Annotated in this window: 14 protein-coding genes and 1 tRNA gene; 10 read left to right on the top strand and 5 right to left on the bottom strand. The window is 64.4% G+C overall.

Going from position 1 to position 17714, the window contains the following annotated elements:
- Positions 1-106: 106 nt before the first annotated feature.
- The 7 genes from AC1D02_RS15170 (at position 107) to AC1D02_RS15140 (ending at position 9197) form a co-directional block, all read left to right on the top strand.
- Positions 107-1228 carry an HlyD family secretion protein gene (locus AC1D02_RS15170; protein WP_477318254.1) on the top strand — a complete coding sequence of 374 codons (1122 nt, stop codon included), beginning with the start codon at positions 107-109 and terminating at the stop codon, positions 1226-1228.
- A gap of 9 nt (positions 1229-1237) precedes the next feature.
- Complete coding sequence (locus tag AC1D02_RS15165; protein WP_477318252.1) at positions 1238-2842, top strand: DHA2 family efflux MFS transporter permease subunit; 1605 nt, start codon at positions 1238-1240, stop codon at positions 2840-2842.
- A gap of 20 nt (positions 2843-2862) precedes the next feature.
- Positions 2863-4329 carry an efflux transporter outer membrane subunit gene (locus AC1D02_RS15160; protein ID WP_477318250.1) on the top strand — a complete coding sequence of 489 codons (1467 nt, stop codon included), beginning with the start codon at positions 2863-2865 and terminating at the stop codon, positions 4327-4329.
- Positions 4330-4430: 101 nt separating this feature from the next.
- Positions 4431-6170, top strand: coding sequence for a dipeptidyl-peptidase 3 family protein (locus AC1D02_RS15155; RefSeq protein ID WP_477318248.1), 1740 nt, complete (start codon positions 4431-4433; stop codon positions 6168-6170).
- A gap of 161 nt (positions 6171-6331) precedes the next feature.
- Complete coding sequence (locus tag AC1D02_RS15150; RefSeq protein WP_477318246.1) at positions 6332-7033, top strand: hypothetical protein; 702 nt, start codon at positions 6332-6334, stop codon at positions 7031-7033.
- A gap of 132 nt (positions 7034-7165) precedes the next feature.
- Entirely contained in the window at positions 7166-8278 is a 1113-nt protein-coding gene (locus AC1D02_RS15145; protein ID WP_477318244.1) for a BON domain-containing protein, read from the top strand.
- 79 nt (positions 8279-8357) lie between these two features.
- Positions 8358-9197, top strand: coding sequence for an HDOD domain-containing protein (locus AC1D02_RS15140; RefSeq protein ID WP_477318242.1), 840 nt, complete (start codon positions 8358-8360; stop codon positions 9195-9197).
- 43 nt (positions 9198-9240) lie between these two features.
- Here AC1D02_RS15140 and AC1D02_RS15135 read toward each other — a convergent pair whose 3' ends face one another.
- Positions 9241-12366: a hybrid sensor histidine kinase/response regulator gene (locus AC1D02_RS15135; RefSeq protein WP_477318240.1), complete on the bottom strand. Its 3126-nt coding sequence runs from the start codon at positions 12364-12366 to the stop codon at positions 9241-9243.
- Positions 12367-12617: 251 nt separating this feature from the next.
- Here AC1D02_RS15135 and AC1D02_RS15130 point away from each other — a divergent pair, with 251 nt between their 5' ends.
- Positions 12618-12959 (top strand): type II toxin-antitoxin system TacA family antitoxin, encoded by a 342-nt coding sequence (locus AC1D02_RS15130; protein WP_477318237.1) that lies wholly within the window; start codon positions 12618-12620, stop codon positions 12957-12959.
- On the top strand, positions 12947-13477 hold the full coding sequence (locus AC1D02_RS15125) for a GNAT family N-acetyltransferase (RefSeq protein WP_477318235.1): 531 nt from the start codon (positions 12947-12949) through the stop codon (positions 13475-13477). The genes AC1D02_RS15130 and AC1D02_RS15125 overlap by 13 nt, the downstream gene beginning before the upstream one ends.
- Positions 13478-13540: 63 nt before the next feature.
- Here AC1D02_RS15125 and AC1D02_RS15120 read toward each other — a convergent pair.
- The 4 genes from AC1D02_RS15120 to AC1D02_RS15105 form a co-directional block, all read right to left on the bottom strand.
- Positions 13541-13616 (bottom strand) — tRNA-Lys (locus AC1D02_RS15120).
- A 65-nt stretch (positions 13617-13681) separates the two neighbouring features.
- Positions 13682-15490, bottom strand: a complete 1809-nt coding sequence (gene tfpB, locus AC1D02_RS15115; protein WP_477318233.1) for a type IV pilus assembly ATPase TfpB — start codon at positions 15488-15490, stop codon at positions 13682-13684.
- 24 nt (positions 15491-15514) lie between these two features.
- Positions 15515-16297: a spermine/spermidine synthase domain-containing protein gene (locus tag AC1D02_RS15110; RefSeq protein ID WP_477318231.1), complete on the bottom strand. Its 783-nt coding sequence runs from the start codon at positions 16295-16297 to the stop codon at positions 15515-15517.
- A gap of 75 nt (positions 16298-16372) precedes the next feature.
- On the bottom strand, positions 16373-16897 hold the full coding sequence (locus tag AC1D02_RS15105; RefSeq protein WP_477318229.1) for a glycine zipper 2TM domain-containing protein: 525 nt from the start codon (positions 16895-16897) through the stop codon (positions 16373-16375).
- Between the two features lie 379 nt (positions 16898-17276).
- Here AC1D02_RS15105 and AC1D02_RS15100 point away from each other — a divergent pair, with 379 nt between their 5' ends.
- Positions 17277-17675, top strand: a complete 399-nt coding sequence (locus tag AC1D02_RS15100; RefSeq protein WP_477318227.1) for a barstar family protein — start codon at positions 17277-17279, stop codon at positions 17673-17675.
- The last annotated feature ends 39 nt before the right edge of the window (positions 17676-17714 follow it).

Below are 17714 nucleotides of genomic sequence, written 5' to 3'. Positions count from 1 at the left end.
ACTGTAAGCCAAAATAAAATGAAATGCAATCGTTTCATTTCTTGACTTCCAATCGTACCTGACCAATAATGCGCTACTACCCAATCTCATTTTCTGGAGTTGTTCCATGTCCGCCACGCCCAACAAGGTCGATCACAAGCCGCTCGCCGCCGTCGACGCCGCAGCATCCGCGCCCGCCGCCACGCCGCCGAACAAGCGCGTCATCGGCATCGTCGCGGTGATCGCGCTGGTGGCCCTCGGCGTGGGCGGGCGCATGTGGTACCGCAGCCATTTCTACGTCGAGACCGAGAACGCCTTCATCGCCGGCCACGTGACGCCGGTGTCGGCGCGCGTGCCGGGCGTGGTCACCCGCGTGCTGGTCGAGGACAACCAGAACGTCAAGGCCGGCGACGTGATCGCCGAACTCGATCCGGCCGACCAGCACGTGAAGGTCGAGCAGATCCAGGCGCAGATCGCCAGCGCCGAACAGCAGGTGCTGCAGTCCGACGCCACCGTCGCCCAGGTCAAGGCGCAGGCCAGCGCCGCGCAGGCCCAGGTCGCGCAGGCCCAGGCCGCGCTGGTGCGCAGCAAGCAGGACGCCGACCGCTATAGCCAGTTGTACAACACCACCATGAAGGCCGTCTCGAAGGCCGAGCTGGATGCGGCCAACGCCGCGCGCGCCGGCGCCACCGCCGACGTCGCCGCGCGCCGCGACAACGCGCTCGCCGCCCAGGCCCAGATCAGCGCCGCCGGTTCGGCGCGCGACGTGCTCAAGGCGCAGGTCAAAGTGCTGCGCACCCAGTTGAAGGACGCGCAGCAGCAGCTCGGCTACAACAAGATCGTCGCGCCGGTCGCCGGCCGCATCGGCAAGCGCAGCGTGGAAGTGGGCGCGCGCGTCCAGCCGGGCCAGCAGCTCGCCGCCATCGTGCAGGACCAGGTCTGGATCACCGCCAATTTCAAGGAAACCCAGCTGGCCGGCATCGTGCCGGGACAGGAAGTGCACGTGGTGGTCGACGCGATGCCGGACCATCCTCTGGTGGGCAAGGTCGACAGCTTCTCGCCGGCCTCGGGCAACCAGTTCGCGCTGCTGCCGGCCGATAACGCCACCGGCAACTTCACCAAGATCGTCCAGCGCGTGCCGGTCAAGATCACGCTGCGCCAGGAAGACGTCAAGCAGCTGGGCGGACGCCTGGTGCCGGGCATGTCGGCGCTGGCTGAAATCAAGCTTAATCAAACCGCCGCCAAATAAGCCAGCGCGATGTCCAGCACCACACACACGCCGCGCGGCGCCATCGTGCCCGCCCTGGCGGGACAGAAGGTCGACCTGCGCACCTGGATCGCGGTCGCCGCCGGCATGCTCGGCGCGTTCATGGCCGTCCTCGACATCCAGATCACCAACTCGTCGCTCAAGGACATCCTCGGCACGCTGTCGGCCACGCAGGAAGAGGGCTCGTGGATCTCCACCGCCTACCTGTGCGCCGAAATCGTCGTCATTCCGCTCACCGCGCTGCTGGTGCGCGTGTTCGGCATGCGCGGCTACATGATGGGCACCACCGCGCTGTTCCTGCTGTTTTCGACCTTGTGCGGCGGCGCCTGGAGCCTGTCGTCGATGATCGTGTTCCGCATGATGCAGGGCTTCACCGGCGGCGCCCTGATCCCGATGGCGATGACGCTGGTGATGGCCAAGCTGCCGCCGTCCAAGCGCGCGATCGGCATGGCGGTATTCGGCCTGACCGCGACGCTGGCGCCGACCATGGGCCCGACCCTGGGCGGCTATCTGTCCGAGCTGTACGGCTGGCCGTCGATCTTCTACATCAACTGGGTGCCGGGCCTGCTGCTGATCTTCGGCGTCTGGTGGGGGCTGGACAAGGAAAAGGTCCACCTCGAATTCCTCGCCAAGGCCGACTGGATCGGCATCGCGCTGATGGCCATCGGCCTGGGCAGCCTGACCATCTTCCTGGAAGAGGGCAATTCGAAAGACTGGTTCGACTCCGAGTTCATCATCACCTTCGCCGGCCTGGCGCTGTTCGGCATCGTCGGCTGGGTCGCTACGAGCCTGACGCGCGCCGAGCCGTTCGTCAACCTGCGCCTTTACGGCGAGCGTAACTTCCTGGTCGCGACCGCGCTGTCGGCCTGCGTCGGCATGGGGCTGTACGGTGCCTCCTTCCTGCTGCCGCTGTACCTGGGCCAGATCGCCGGCTACACGCCGATGCAGATCGGCGAAGTGATCATGTGGGCCGGCCTGCCGCAGCTGTTCGTGATGCCGTTCGCCGCCGCGCTGTCCTCAAAGGTCGACAACCGCATCCTGTGCTCGATCGGCCTGGCGATGTTCGGCGTGTCGTGCCTGATGAACGCGAACCTTGACGCCACCACCGGCTACGACCAGCTGCTGTGGTCGCAGGTGATCCGGGCGCTCGGCCAGCCGTTCATCATGCTGACGCTGTCGAACTTCGCGATGCAGGGCATCTCCCCGCAGAACATGTCGTCGGCGTCGAGCCTGTTCAACATGACCCGCAACCTTGGCGGCTCGGTGGGCATCGCGCTGCTGTCGACCGCGCTGACCAACCGCGAGCACTTCCACTCGGCGCGCCTTGGCGAGTCGATTTCCAGCTACGCCGCGGCGACGCAGCAGCGCATCGAGCAGATGACGCAGGCCTTCATGGCCAACGGCGTCGACCAGGTCACTGCCGGCAACCAGGCGCTGGCCGCGCTGGACCGCATCGTGCGGCGCGAGTCTTTCATCATGGCCTACAACGACGGCTTCGTGATCATGGGCTGCGTGCTGATCGCCTGCATCGTGGTCCTCTGGTTCGCCAACAAGGTCAAGTCGCCATCGGGCGCGAGCGGCGCCGGCGCCCACTAATCAAGAATATGAGAATCGCTATGACACCACTGTTTGTTCGCGGCGCGCTGGCGCTGTCGTTTGCCGCCTTTGTTACCGGCTGCGCCACTACCGTCGGTTCGGAATTTTCGGCGCCGGCCACGCCGGCCGGTGCGGCCTACCGCCACGCCGATGCCGCCAGGGTCGATACCGCGCGCCTGCCGGCGGAGTGGTGGACCGTGTTCAACGATCCGGCCCTGAACGCGCTCGAACAGCGCGCCGTGCGCGACAACCCGGGCGTGAAGGCGAGCGCGCAGCGGTTGCTGCAGGCGCAGGCGCAGCTCGGCGTGTTTCGTGCGGGGCAGGCGCCGACCGTCAGCGTCGGCGCGCAGGTGTCCAACTCGCGCAGTTCCGCCGAAACATCGCAGGGCCTGGCGCTGGGGCATCGCTCGATCAAGGGCAACAACTACGCGATCGGCGGCTCGTTGTCGTACGAGCTCGATTTGTGGGGCCGCGTGCGGCGCGTGGTCGAAGCGGCCGATGCGCAGGCGCTGGCGGCGCAAGACGATCGCGACGGCGTGATCCTGCTGCTGTCGGCGCAGGTGGCCACCAACTACTGGCAGCTGCGCGGGCTCGATGCGGAAATGGCGATCCTGAAAAATGCGCTGGGCACCCGGCGCGAGTCGGAGCAGCTGGTCGAGGCGCGCTTCAACGGCGGCCTGTCGAATGAGCTGGACCTGTCGCGCGCGCGCGTCGAGCGCGCCAACGCGGAGGCCGACCTGCATGAAGTGCAGCGTCAGCGCAACCTGCTCGAACACAGCTTGGCGACGCTGGTCGGCGTGTCGCCGTCGGCGCCGCTGATCGCATCGCTGGGCAATGCCGACCTGCCGCTGCCGCCGGCAATTCCGGTCGGCCTGCCGGCCAGCCTGCTGGCGCAGCGTCCCGACCTGGCGTCGAGCGTGGCGCAACTGCGTTCGGCCAACGCGCAAGTGGGCGTGGCCGAAGGCGCGTTCTATCCATCGCTGAGCCTGACCGGGAACTTCGGCTATGCGTCCGAAAGCCTGCGCAACCTGGCCGATGGCAGCGCGCGCCAGTTCTCGGTCGGTCCGCTGGCGCTGTCGCTGCCGATTTTCGACGGCGGCAGGAACAAGGCCAACCTGGCGGTGGCGAAAGCGCGTTACGAAGAAGCGGTGGCGAATCACGAAACGCGCCTGCTGACGGCGCTGCGCGAAGTCGAGGATGCGCTGTCGGACGTGCAGGAGCGCCAGCAGCAGGGCGACGCGCAGGCGCAGGCGCGCCAGGCAGCGGCGCGCGCGTACCTTGTGGCGCAGGCGCGCTACGACCGCGGCGTGTCCAACTATCTGGACGTGACCGATGCGCAGCGCAGTTCGCTCGCTGCCGACCGCGCGGCGGTGCAGATTCGCACGCAGCGGCTGCTGGCAGCCGTTGCGGTGGCGCGTTCGCTCGGCGCGGGCTGGACCCAAGGGGCGCCACTCGCTACCATCGCGCAGGCGCCGGCCGCCAAATAAAAAATGGGGTCAGGTTCGGCGGACCTGACCACGCGGTTGTTCGTTAGCGGTTCCTTAAGGATTACAATGCGTTCGTTGTTATCCAAACATCCAAGGGACCCATGAAGAATATCCTCGCTCCTGTCATCCTGATGGTCGCCGCCGGCGCTGCCGGCGCGGCTGATTCCCCCAAGCCCGCCGCCGCGCCGACCGTCGCCACCGCCGCGCAACTCGATGCGATGGCCAGCCGCTTCGCGCCAGTCGACCTGACCGCCGACACCTCCAAACTCTCCGCCGGCGACAAGGCCGCCATCGCCAAGCTGATCGAAGCGGCGAAGATCGTCGACACGCTGCAGCTGCGCCAGCGCTGGTCCGGCAACGAGGCGCTGTGGGCCGCGCTGAACAAGGACCGGTCGGCGCTGGGCAAGGCGCGCCAGCGCTACTTCTGGGTCAACAAGGGCCCGTGGTCGATCATCGACGACAACCTGTCGTTCATGCCGTCCGAATACGCCGGTATCAAGATCCCCGCCAAGAAGCCTGACGGCGCCAATTTCTATCCAGCCGGCGCGACCAAGGAATCGCTCGAAGCGTGGATCAATGCGCTGCCCGCCAAGGACAAGGAGCAGGCGCAGTGGTTCTACACTGTGATTCGCCAGGGCGACGACGGCAAGTTCAAGACGGTGAAGTATTCCGACGAGTACAAGCCGGAACTGGAGAAGCTGTCCAAGCTGCTCAAGGAAGCGGCGGCATCGACCGACAACGCGTCGCTCAAGAAATTCCTGAGCCTGCGCGCAGACGCCTTCCTGTCGAACGATTACCTGGCGTCCGATTTTGCGTGGATGGACCTCGACTCGCCCGTGGATGTGACGATCGGGCCTTACGAGACCTACAACGACGAGCTGTTCGGCTACAAGGCGGCGTTCGAGGCTTACGTAAACGTGCGCGACCAGAAGGAGACCCAGAAGCTGGACTTCTTCGGCAAGCACATGCAGGAGCTGGAAGACAATCTGCCGGTCGACAAGCAGTACCGCAATCCGAAGGTCGGTGCGCTGGCGCCGATGGTGGTGGTGAACCAGGTGTATGGCGCCGGCGACGGTAACATGGGCATCCAGACCGCGGCCTACAACCTGCCGAACGACGAGCGCATCATCAGCCAGCGCGGCTCGAAGCGCGTGATGCTCAAGAACGTCCAGCAGGCGAAGTTCAAGTCGACCCTGCAGCCGATCGCGAAAATCGTGCTGCGCCCGGAAGCGCAGAAGGACCTCGATTTCGACTCCTTCTTCACGCACATCCTCGCGCATGAAATCACGCACGGCCTGGGCCCGCACATGACCAAGGTCGGCGGCAAGGCGTCGACGCCGCGCCAGGATCTGAAGGATACCTATTCGACCATCGAGGAGGCGAAAGCCGACGTCACCGGCCTGTGGGCGCTGCAGTACATGATGGAGAAGGGCCAGCTGAAGGACGCGCTGGGGCAGGGCGAGGCGGCCGAGCGCAAGCTGTACAACACCTTCCTCGCGTCGGCCTTTCGCACGCTGCATTTCGGCCTGACCGATTCGCACGCGCGCGGCATGGCGATCCAGTTCAACTACATCATGGACAAGGGCGGCTTCGTGTCGCACGGCGACGGCACCTTCTCGGTCGACTTCAAGAAGATCAAGCAGGCGGTGATGGACCTGGACCGCGAGTTCCTGACCATCGAGGCGACCGGCGACTATGCGCGCGCCAAGGCCTTGATGACCAAGTACGTGGTGATTGGGCCGGACGTGCAGAAGGCGCTCGACAAGATGAAGAAGTCGGTGCCGAACGATATCCGGCCGGCGTTTGCGACGGCGGATGCGCTGTTGAAAGCAGCAAAGTAAAGGCAACACCTGGGTCTGACCCATGTGGTCAGACCCTTGGCACCCGGTCAACACCGCGCAGTTGCAATTCGTTCCACACAGAAATATAAATCCCCGCGACGTGGTTCAGTCCCCTAAAGAAGTGCCGTTAGGCATTTATGGACTTAGGGAGGAACCACTCCATGCTCAAGCAAATTTTGTTGTCGTCGCTGTGCCTCATGTTTACCTCCGCCCCGGCCTTCGCCGAGGCCACCCTCACTGCCGCGGAGACGCGCTGGCTGACCGCCGCCGGCCCTGTGCTGGCATATTCGCAACGCCTGAAGCTCCCGATCGACATCATCGTCCAGCCCAAGTCCGGCGCGGGCGACGTGCCGATGGCGATGGGTTTCGACGGCAAGCGCTGTAAGCTGGTGCTGTCGATGCGCGGCAATCCCGACGCCGAGAGGATCCTGGAGTCTGTGCCGGAAGCGCAGCGCCCGCTGCTGATCGAGGCGATGGCCGCGCACGAAGTCGGCCACTGCTGGCGCTATGCGCAGGGCGTCTGGCATGCGCTGCCGGCAGGCTTCGTCGAGACCGGCGAGGAGCGCGCAGACGACGTCAGTCTGCTGGCCGAAGCGAAGGCGCAGCGCGAAAGCCGGCGCGAGGAAGGCTTCGCGGACCTGGTGGCGCTGTCCTGGATCGCGCGCACGCATCCGGACAGCTACGGCGCCGTGTTCGACTGGTTCAGGAGCGTGCGCGGCGCCGGCACGCCGACGGCGCGCAGCGCCCACCACACCCTGGTCTGGGTGCAGCTGGCGCGCGAGCCGGCCGCGCTGGCACTGGGCGCCACGCCGTTCGACGATGCGCTGCCGCTGTGGCGCGAGGGCCTGCTGCGGGCGGATTGATGTTTCCGTTGAGGAAACGATTTGTGTGCATAAAGTGGTTTCTTCGATAAGTGTACGGTGACGCACAGATTGGGTTTGTTGTTACAGCGTTAAATATGGCTACTTACAACAATCACCCAAAGGGACCTCACCATGAAGACTACGTTCATCGCCACCTTGCTCGCTACCGCCGTCAGCTCGAGCTTCGCCGCGGCGCCAACCGCCAACCTGAACCACGACCCTGCGACCTACCGTAACGTGACCCAGAAGGTCGCCGCCGACTACAAGATGGCCGCTGCAAAGTGCACCGGCATGAGCGGCAGCGCCAAGTCGATTTGCATGGAAGAGGCGAAGGCAGTGCGCGCGCATTCGGAAGCCGACGCCATCGCCCAGTACAACAACACCGCCGCCGGCCGCGCCAAGGCGCGCGCCGCCGTCGCTGACGCCGACTTCTCGCTGGCCAAGGCCAAATGCGCCGACATGACCGGCGCCGACAAGGACAGCTGCATCGCGACCGCGACCTCGGTGCACACCGCGGCCCTGGCCGACGCCAAGGCTGACCGTACCGCGACCAGCGCCGCCGTCGATACCGGCCCTGTGACCACGACCGCCGCCGCTTCGCGCGACGCCACCAAGGCTGCCGCCATCGACAAGTGCGCGCAGGTTGCGGGCGGCTCGAAAACCGGATGCCTGATCGACAACCGCACCGGCGCCACCACCGTCATCGGCGCCACCACGCCGGCCACGACCACCACCACGACTACCGGTGTCGCTCCGGTCGTCGCCAACCGCACCGCCGCCGCTGTCGACAACGCCGCGGACAACACCCGCAACGCAGCCGCTGTCGCCGCCGACAAGACCCGCAACGCAGCCGCTGTCGCCGCCGACAAGACCCGCAACGCCGCCGCAACGGCCGTCGAAAAGACCAAGGAAGTCGCTTCCAACGTCGCCGACAAGACCCGTAACGCCGCAGCTGTCGTCGCTGGCCGTACCGAAGTCGCCGCCGACCGCGCCGAAGTGAAGTCCGAAGTCGCCGCACGTAAATCGGGCGTGGTCGTCGCCGACTCGGTGATCACCACCAAGGTCAAGGCCGACATCTTCAAAGAGCCGGAACTGAAGTCGATGGCGATCCACGTCGAGACCGAAAAAGGCGTTGTCATGCTGAGCGGCTTCGTCGACACCAAGGCAGATGCCGACAAGGCAGTGCGCCTGGCCAAGAGCGTCGAAGGCGTGACCAGCGTGAAGAGCGCAATCAAGGTCAAATAAATAGCGGAACCTGGATCTGGCCGCCAGGCCAGATCCTTTACTCGCGGGCGCAGCCGTCTTTGCGAGTATAATTTTTCGGGTGAACAGACTCGAAACCTTTGGACTTATCGCCGCCCAGGCAGAGCGTGGCGAAATCATCTTCCCGACCAGCGTGAATGCGGCCTTGCGCCTGCAGCTTGCGCTGGACGATCCCGACTGCCACATCGAAGACGCCATCAAGCTGGTGCTCGGCGAGCCGCAACTTGCGGCGCGCACGGTTGCGCTGGCCAATTCGGCCGCGTACAACCGCACGGGCGAAGCCGTGACCAATGTGCGCGCGGCGGTCATGCGGATCGGCTACCGTAGCCTGCAGACGCTGGTCGCCAGCCTGGTCGTGCGCCAGTTCGGCGCGCGCATCGTCGACCCGCAGCTGCGCGCCAAGGCCGCACAACTGTGGGAGCACACGGCCCATGTCGCAGCACTGTCGCAAGTGCTGGCACGCCGCGTCACCTTCATCAACCCCGACACCGCCATGTTTGCCGCCATCGTCCACGAAGTGGGCGGCTTCTACCTGCTGTCGCGCGCCGACGAATTTCCGGGATTGCTGGACGAGGATCCGGAGAACTGGATCTCGCTGTGCGAGGAGGTGGTCAGCCGCGAAGTGATGCGCAAGCTGTCGATTCCGGAGCCGGTGATGGACGCGATCCAAAACTTGCGCAACGGCCTGCTGAATATGCCCCCGAGCACCTTGCTCGACACCTTGCTGCTGGCGAACCAGTTTGCGCCGGTGGCGTCGCCGCTAGCGCTGCCCGAGACTGCCCCGGCGACGCCGCACGAAGACAGCGCGCTCGACTTCGTGGTCGACAAGAGCACGCTCGAAGACATCCTGCGGGAGTCGGCCGATGAAGTGCAGTCAATGAGCGCCGCGCTGCTGGTTTAAGCACTTGGGATCTGGTCCTGCGGACTTGACCCCATCTAGTTCGTCACCGTAGCAGCACCTTCTGCAATGCGACGTTGAGCGCATCCATGTCGTATGGCTTGAGCAGATGGACCGCGTTCTTCACGTCGCTTTCGCTCGCCCGCCCCGATGCCAGTACCACGCCCATGTCGGGCGCCAGCAACCTGACGCGCTGCGCCAGTGCTTCGCCCGACATGCCGGGCAGCGTGAGGTCGGTGATCAGCACGTCGGCCGACAATATCGACGGCAGCGCGAGCGCGCCTTCCGCATCCTCGGCCTGCGCGACCGAATGGCCGAAGTGCTCCAGGATTTCCGTCGTAATGGAACGCAGGGCCTCGTCGTCTTCGACCAGCACGATTTTCAGCGCCGATCCCGCCGGCCTGCGCGGCGACGTGGCTTCGAGCTCGTGTCTCTTCTTTTCTGCCTCGATGCGCTGCTTCTGGTTGGCCAGCACGTGGCGAATCTTCTGCGACAGGGCCGCACGCGTGTACGGCTTGCCGAGCAGTTCGACACCGGCGTCGAGCCGCCCGCCATGCACGATCGCGTTTTCGGTATAGCCCGACGTGAACAGCACCGCCAGATTCGGCAGCAGTTCGCGCGCCTTGCGCGCCAGGTCCGGGCTGCGCAACGGCCCGGGCATCACCACGTCGGTGAACAGCAGGTCGATCGGCATGCCGCTCGCGATGATCGCCATCGCGCTGGAGGCGTCGTTCGCCTTCAGCACGCGGTAGCCCATTTCGCCGAGCAGGTCGACCACGGTTTCGCGCACAGCGTCGTCGTCCTCGGCGACCAGGATGGTTTCGGTGCCGCCGGTGATGGGCCGCACGGTCGCGAGCGGCGTGGCGTCCTCCGCTTCCTGCGAACGGGGCAGGTAAATCTTCACCGACGTGCCGCTTCCCACTTCACTGTAGATCTTGATATGGCCGCCGGACTGCTTGACGAAGCCGTACACCATCGACAGGCCAAGGCCCGTGCCTTTTCCCTCCGGCTTGGTCGAGAAGAAGGGCTCGCACGCCTGCTGCAGCACCTCAGGCGTCATCCCGCTGCCGGTGTCGCTGACGGCGATCATCACGTACTGGCCGGGCACCACATCGACATTGTTGCTCGCGTAGGCGTCGTCCAGCGTGGCGTTGCATACTTCGATCGTCAGGCGGCCGGCGCCATCCATCGCGTCGCGGGCGTTGATGCACAGGTTTAGCACCGCATTTTCGACCTGCGCGGTATCGGCGAGCACGTTCCACAAGCCGGCCGAGATCACCGTCTCCAGCTCGATCTCTTCGCCGATGGTCCGGTGCAGCATGTCGTCCATCGCGGCGACATAGCGGCTGATCTTCACTACCCGGGGCTCGAGCGCTTGGCGCCGGCCGAAGGCGAGCAGCTGGCTGGCCAGCTTGGCGCCGCGCATCACGCCGCCGATCGCGTTTTCGACACGGCGCAAAGCGCGCGGATTGGTCTCGACATCGGACAGCAGCAGGTGCAGGTTGCCCGAGATGACCTGCAGCAGATTGTTGAAGTCGTGCGCCACGCCGCCGGTCAGCTTCCCGATGGTCTCCATCTTTTGCGACTGCTGCAGCGCATGCTCGGTGCGCCGCATCGCTTCGGCGGCTTCGCGTTCGCTGGTGACGTCACGCCCCACCCCATGGACGAAGCCCGCATCCGGCGCAGCGGACCAGGCCAGGATGCGGTAGCTGCCGTCGTGGTGGCGGTAGCGGTTCTCGAACTGGAAGGTGGTCTTGCCGATCCCCAGTGTCGCCATTTCCGCCAATGACCCCTCCCTGTCGTCGGGATGGATCAGGTCGATGAACGAAGTGCCTACCACTTCGGACTCGCGCCAGCCAAGCAATGAGGTAAATGCCGGATTGACAGCGACGATGTTGGCTTCCATGTCGGCCACCAGCATCAGGTCGCTCGACAGCAGCCACATGCGATCGCGTTCGGCGGTGCGCTGGCTGACCTCGAGCGCGAGGATCGCGTTCATGTTCGACATCACCTTCGCCGCCAGTTTTTGGTCTTCGATGTCGGTGTTGGTGCCCACCCAGCGCAGTACCTCGCCGTGTTCGTCCTTGATCGGCAATGCGCGCGCGATGTGCCATCGGTAGGCGCCGTCGGATCGGCGCAGGCGAAATTCGATCTCGTACCCCGCGCCCGAGCTGGTGGCCGCTTCCCACGCCTGCGCGGCGGCGGCGATGTCGTCCTCATGGACGATGGCGGCCCAGCCGCCGTCATCGAGGTCGCCCGGCGCGGCGCCGGAATAGGCGTAGACGCGGTCGTTGAACCAGTCGAGCACGCCGTTGGGAGGGGATGCCCACACCTGGTTCGGCAGCGCCTGCGCCAGGGTGCGGAAGGTGTTGTCGCTTTCGCGCGCGGCCATCTCCGCCAGGATGCGGTCGGTGACGTCGGAGCCTTGCACGAAGATGCCGAATACCTCGTTGTCGTCGTTGCGCAGCGGCTGATAAATGAAATCGAGGTAGCGTTCGCGCGCGGGCGACGTCGCGGTCGCGGCGGACTTGAACGGGATAGCGCTGCCGGAGAACGACTCGCCGGACGTGTAGAGGCCGTCGAGGAGGTCGATAAATCCCTGTTCGGCCGCTTCGGGCAGGGCGTCCACGGCGGCCTTGCCGATGATTTCGCGATGTCCGACCAGGTCGAAGTAGGCTTCATTGGCCAGCGTGAATACGTGGCGCGGGCCGGTCAGCATGGTCATGAAGCCGGGCGCCTGCGCGAACATCGCCTTCATGCGCGCGGTCTCGCCGGCCAGGTAGCGCTCGGCGCGTACTTTCGACGTGGTCTCGGCGACGATGCCGATCACGCCGATCGGCACGCCATCGTCGCCGATGATGGGCGAATAATCCAGGTTGAACCAGGCCTGCTGCGTGCTGCCGTTGCGGGTCAGCGCGAACTCCTGGTCCGCGAACGAGAGCGTCTTCCCGGCCATGCCCGTGGCGACGACTTGCGCGTTGAACTCGGCCGCCTCGGTCCAGACGTCGGTGACCTTCATGCCGAGCATCTGGGGATGCTTGTCGCCGGAGATGTCTGCGTAGGCATTGTTGTAGACCATGACGCCGTCCGCGCCGAACATCATCGCGATCGCCAATGGCGAGCGCAGTGCGAACGCGACGATCGCGCGCTGGCTCTGCGACCAGGTGCTCATTTCGCCCAGCGAAGTGGAGGCCCAGTCGAACCGGGAGACAAGGTCCGCGAGTGTGTCGCGAGCGGGCAGGGAAGAGGGGGCTTCGGAGGGCTGGAGATCGCTGGTCGGCATAGGTCGGTAAAGTCGCGCCGGCGAGGGACCGATTGGTGCCGGAAAGGGATAGATTATACGGCAGGGAAATATATCGGCGCGCCGCGCTGCAGTGCGCGAGCGTGTTGACACTGTAGATACGACGGGCAGATAATCCAGGCATGTCCAAGTCGCGCGCGCCAAATTCCGATCATGACGACCCGGCACCAATTGCTGTTGCCGAGCGATCTGCTGCGTCCGAAGTAAAAGGTAGTATTAACCTTCGGATCGACGCCGCTACCCGACGGTTGATCGATGATGCCGCAGCGATCCTTGGCAAGTCCCGCACCGAGTTCATGATCGAAAGCGCTCGCAGGGAAGCGGTTGATGTTCTGCTGGATCAGCGGCTGTTCACACTCAATCCCGACTATTACGACGCTTTTATCGAAGCGCTCGACAATCCTCCGGAGCCAGGGCCGAAGTTGCGATCGCTGCTGCGACGAGTTCCTGCATGGAAACGGTAGGAGGTTCTTCGGAACCACCACCATCGCCGCTATCGCCTCCGGTTCCCATCACAGCGGACCATGATCTTTCGCGATTCGATTGCGGCGAACCGGCGTTGAATGAGTGGTTGCGTCAGCGCGCCCTAAAAAACGAAAGTCGGTTTGCCCGCACCTATGTGGTTTGTCGAGGCAAGCAAGTGGTCGGGTTTTACTGCATCGCGGCTGGCGCGATCGCGCGTGAGTCCGCACCCGGCAAAATTCGGCGCAACGCGCCGTCAACCGTCCCGGTGTCTGTCATCGGTCGGCTAGCGGTAGACAGCGCCTATACGGGCAAGGGACTAGGGGCGGAAATGCTCTCGGATGCTTTGCGGCGCATTGCGATCGCCTCGTACAGCATTGGAATCGGAGCGGTGCTGGTTCATGCCAAAGACGACAAGGCCAAACGCTTCTATTTGCGATGCGCAGAGTTTATTGAGTATCCGGCGGACAGTCGCATCATGTTCTTACCTATCGAAACGGTCTTTGCGGCGTTTACCTGAAAAGCAAGCATGCAGAAAGCAAAAAGCCCACGAACGTGAATTCGTGGGCTTCGTGCTTGTTCTTGGTAGGCCGTGCGGGATTCGAACCTGCGACCAACGGATTAAAAGTCCGCTGCTCTACCAGCTGAGCTAACGACCCAAGGGAGGCAGAATTATAGCCGAGGAATTTCGATTCCGCTAGGGTCAAAATTTGAAAAATGCAAATTACGACAGCGCGGCCGTCACCTTCAGCACTTCTTCGGCTGTCGTCACGCCTTCCACCACCTTCAGCGCGCCGGCGATCCGCAGCGGCTTCATGCCGTCGGCCACGCCTTGCTGGCGCAGCGCCTGCAGGTCGGTTTCCTCGTCGATCAGCTTGGTGAAATCCTCGGTCACCGTCACCAGCTCGTAAATTCCGGTGCGTCCGCGGTAGCCGGTCTGGCGGCATTCGGGACAGCCGACCGCGCGGTAAATGGTGGCCGGCTTCGGGATGTTCCAGGCGCCGCCGATGCTGTGCCACACGTCGTCGTTGATCTCGCCGTCGGGCGCCTTGCAATGCACGCACAGGGTGCGCACCAGGCGCTGCGCCAGGATGCCGATCAGCGTCGCCTCCAGCAGGTAGTAGGGCACGCCCAGCTCCAGCAGGCGCATCACCGCCGACGGCGCGTCGTTGGTGTGCAGCGTCGACAGCACCAGGTGACCGGTCAGCGCAGCCTGGATCGCCATCTCCGCCGTGCCCAGGTCGCGGATCTCGCCGACCATGATGATGTCCGGGTCCTGCCGCATCAGCGCCTTGACGCCGTCGGCGAACGACAGGTCGATCCCGGGCTGCACCTGCATCTGGTTGAACGAGGCTTCGACCATCTCGATCGGGTCCTCCACGGTGCAGACGTTCACCTCGCTGGTCGCCAGCGCCTTGAGCGTGGTGTACAGCGTGGTGGTCTTGCCGGAGCCGGTCGGCCCGGTCACCAGGATGATGCCGTGCGGGCGCGCGGTGAGGCTGTCCCAGCGCCGCGCGTCGTCGATCGGGAAGCCCAGTTCGGGCAGCGTCTTGACCACCACATCGGGATCGAAGATACGCATCACCAGCTTCTCGCCGAACGCGGTCGGCATGGTCGACAGGCGCAGCTCGACTTCCTGGCCGCCCACCGTGCGCGTCTTGATGCGGCCGTCCTGCGGGCGGCGCTTTTCGATCACGTCCATCCGTCCCAGCAGCTTGATGCGCGCGGTCATCGCGATCATCACGATGGCCGGCACCTGGTAGACCTGGTGCAGCACGCCGTCGATGCGGAAGCGGATCGTGGCGACGTCGCGCTTCGGCTCGAGGTGGATGTCCGAGGCGCGCTGCTCGAAGGCGTACTGCCACAGCCAGTCGACGATGTTGACGATGTGCTGGTCGTTGGCGTCAAGCGTCTTGTTAGACTTGCCAAGTTCGACCAGCTGTTCGAAGTTGTTGCGCAGCGCGAGGTCCTGGCCGGTCGACTTGTTGGCCCCCTTGATCGACTTGGCCAGCGCGAAGAACTGCGAAATGTACTGGGCGATGTCGAGCGGGTTGGCGATCACCAGCCGGATCTTGCGGCGCGAGATCTTGGCGATCTCGCTTTCCCATTCGAGCGCGAACGGGTCGGCCGTGGCCACCACCAGCGTGGTCGCGGTCAGCTCGAGCGGCAGGATGTTGAAGCGCGCGGCGTAGCTGGCCGACATGACGTCGGCGACCTGGGTGAAGTCGACCTTGAGCGGATCGATGCGCGCGAATTTCAGGCCGACCTTCGGCGCGACCCACTCGCACAGGGCGTCGAGCGTCATCACGCGCTGGGTTTGCGCCGACACCAGCTTGCACTGCGCGACCGCGACGATCGGCGCGATGGCTCCGCCGGCGTTTTTCAGGATCCCCTGCGCCTCGGCGAAGTGGGCCTTGACGCCGGCCTTCTGGACGATGCCGTCGGCCAGCAGCCAGGAAAACAGGGTTTGCAGATCGAGCGACTTCGGATGCGCCGCCTTGGTGCTGCTTGCTGCCGTTGCATGTGCATTCAAAGCCGGGTCTCCGTCGCTACTGGTTTATTGTGCCGCCGCGATGCCCTTGACCCAGGACTTGGCGGGCAGCTTGGTGGCGGCGACGATCGCCTTCGCGCGCTCGGCGAGGGTGGCGTCGTCGACGTCCGGCTTGTCCTTGAAGCACAGCGCGACGACATTGCCGTCGTGGACTTCGGGCAGGCAGATCACGTGATCGAAGCCATACTTCATGGCCTTGATGTTCTTCGCGAAGCTCGGATGGTCGCCGAACAGGTTCACCGTCATCACGCCGCCTGGCGCCAGGCACGCGCAGCAAGACTGGTAGAACTCGGGCGTGTCGAGCACCGGGCCCTTGGCCGTGGCGTCGTACAGGTCGCACTGCAGCACGTCGAAGGCGCCTGCGTTAGCCGGGTCGTCGACGAAGTCGAGCGCGTCCATCTCGAGGATGGTCAGGCGCTCGTCGTCCTGCGGGAGCTTGAACATCGATTCGCAAATGGCGATCACCGACGGGTTCAGTTCGACCGCGGTGACCCGCGCTTCCGGAAAGGTGCGGTAGCAGAATTTGGTGAGCGTGGCGGTGCCCAGGCCCAGCTGGGCGATCGCGCGCGGCTGCTCGACGTACAGCATCCAGGCCATCATCTGCTGGGCGTATTCGAGCTCGGGCCAGTCGGGTTTGCGGATGCGCATCGCGCCTTGCACCCATTCGGTGCCGAAGTGCAGGTAGCGCACGCCGTCCTGTTCGGACAGGGTGACGGGGGCGAATTTTGGCTTGCGCGCGGGACGGCGCGAGGACTCGACTTGTTCGATGGATTTTCTTCTGATAAGCATAGGGCGACCTGAATAGATCGCCCTATTATCGTTTGAGGGGTTCCCGTAGCGCAAGCGGAACCCTCGGTATTGCGATTACTGCATCTGGTCCGGCTCGACCGACACGCGCAGGCGCACGCGCTGGCCCGGGTCGCGCGCCATCACGCTGGTGTAGTTACGGCCGCGGTAGTCGTAGGTGACGTCGTAGCCGACGGTGCGCGACTCGTACGATTCGACGGTGCGGCACTGGCGCACGGCCTGCTCTTGCGTCATCGGCTGGCCGACCGGACGGCCGTCGTTGTCGACGCGGTCGCCGATCACGGCGCCGGCGATGGCGCCGGCGGCGGTCGCCGCGGCGCGGCCCGAGCCGCCGCCGACCTGGTTACCGACCAGCGCGCCGGCGATGCCGCCGATGATCGAGCCGCCGGCGCTGCGCTGCTGCTGCGGCGCAACCTGGGCCTGGACGTATTCGGTGCGGCATTCCTGGCGCGGCTGGCGGATCTGCTCGACGCGCGGCTGCACGCGCACGACGCGGCCGTAATCTTCGAACTCGACAGCGTGCACCAGCGGCAGGGCGGTCAGGCCCAGTACGGTCATCATCAACTTTGCTTGCATGTTCATCTGGGGGCCTCGTTAGGAGTTTGCTGCGTGAATTAGGTTAGCCAATTTGGCCATGTTCGTATACTACCGCGCCGCGTCCGCTGGGTTGATCCACAAGGCAACAATTTGTAACAGGACGTCATGACAATCGGCGGCGCGCCCGAAAATCGTGAAACCGCATCTTTTATCGTAAAACCTTCTGTTTTTTTACAAATATTTCGTCTCTGATCACATTCGGGTTGATTCAGTTACCACAAAACGTTACCCTTACAGAAAATTATCGGGCGTATTGGCGCCAAGCAACGACAATCAGGAGAAATGCGCCCGTCGACGGGCGCGATGCCCAGGCAAGAACCGAACATAAAAACCACCGGTAGCTACAGGTCGATTTGAGGGAAAAATGAGTTTGTTGATAACAGTGCCGCCTAACCTTGTGCAATCCATTCGCGCGTTCCGTGTCGTGGAATTGCAGGAGGAAGCCGTTCGCCTTGGGCAGCATTTCCTGTACGCCCACTGCGCCGACGCGCTGACCAAGCAGCAGGTGTGCGCCCGTATCGGCGAGAACTTTCATTTTCCCAAGCCTTGCAGCAAGAATTTCGATGCGCTGCGGGAGTGCCTGACCAATACCATCAACGCCGCCGGCGCGCAGCCGGGCTTCATCGTCGTGCTCGAGCAGTTGCCCAATACCCAGAAGTTCGACAAGGAAGCGCGCGAGACCCTGCTCGACGTGTTCCGCGACGCGGCCGATTTCTGGGCCGAAAAGAAAGTCCCGTTCCGCGTATTTTATTCATTCGAATAGGCGCATGCGTCAAAGGCGGGAACCAGGCGTCCCCGTCGG

It is taken from the genome of Massilia sp. P1_C10, assembly GCF_056406475.1.
Note: the sequence above shows the minus strand (reverse complement) of the source record. Positions and strands in the feature narration are given on the sequence as shown.

Coding starts and splice junctions, on each gene's coding strand:
- AC1D02_RS15170 (WP_477318254.1), top strand. CDS start 107: ATGTCCGCCACGCCCAACAAGGTCGATCACAAGCCGCTCGCCGCCGTC.
- AC1D02_RS15110 (WP_477318231.1), bottom strand. CDS start 16,297: ATGCTTATCAGAAGAAAATCCATCGAACAAGTCGAGTCCTCGCGCCGT.
- AC1D02_RS15135 (WP_477318240.1), bottom strand. CDS start 12,366: ATGAGCACCTGGTCGCAGAGCCAGCGCGCGATCGTCGCGTTCGCACTG.
- AC1D02_RS15145 (WP_477318244.1), top strand. CDS start 7,166: ATGAAGACTACGTTCATCGCCACCTTGCTCGCTACCGCCGTCAGCTCG.
- AC1D02_RS15130 (WP_477318237.1), top strand. CDS start 12,618: ATGTCCAAGTCGCGCGCGCCAAATTCCGATCATGACGACCCGGCACCA.
- AC1D02_RS15160 (WP_477318250.1), top strand. CDS start 2,863: ATGACACCACTGTTTGTTCGCGGCGCGCTGGCGCTGTCGTTTGCCGCC.
- AC1D02_RS15155 (WP_477318248.1), top strand. CDS start 4,431: ATGAAGAATATCCTCGCTCCTGTCATCCTGATGGTCGCCGCCGGCGCT.
- AC1D02_RS15150 (WP_477318246.1), top strand. CDS start 6,332: ATGCTCAAGCAAATTTTGTTGTCGTCGCTGTGCCTCATGTTTACCTCC.
- AC1D02_RS15125 (WP_477318235.1), top strand. CDS start 12,947: ATGGAAACGGTAGGAGGTTCTTCGGAACCACCACCATCGCCGCTATCG.
- AC1D02_RS15165 (WP_477318252.1), top strand. CDS start 1,238: ATGTCCAGCACCACACACACGCCGCGCGGCGCCATCGTGCCCGCCCTG.
- AC1D02_RS15100 (WP_477318227.1), top strand. CDS start 17,277: ATGAGTTTGTTGATAACAGTGCCGCCTAACCTTGTGCAATCCATTCGC.
- AC1D02_RS15105 (WP_477318229.1), bottom strand. CDS start 16,897: ATGAACATGCAAGCAAAGTTGATGATGACCGTACTGGGCCTGACCGCC.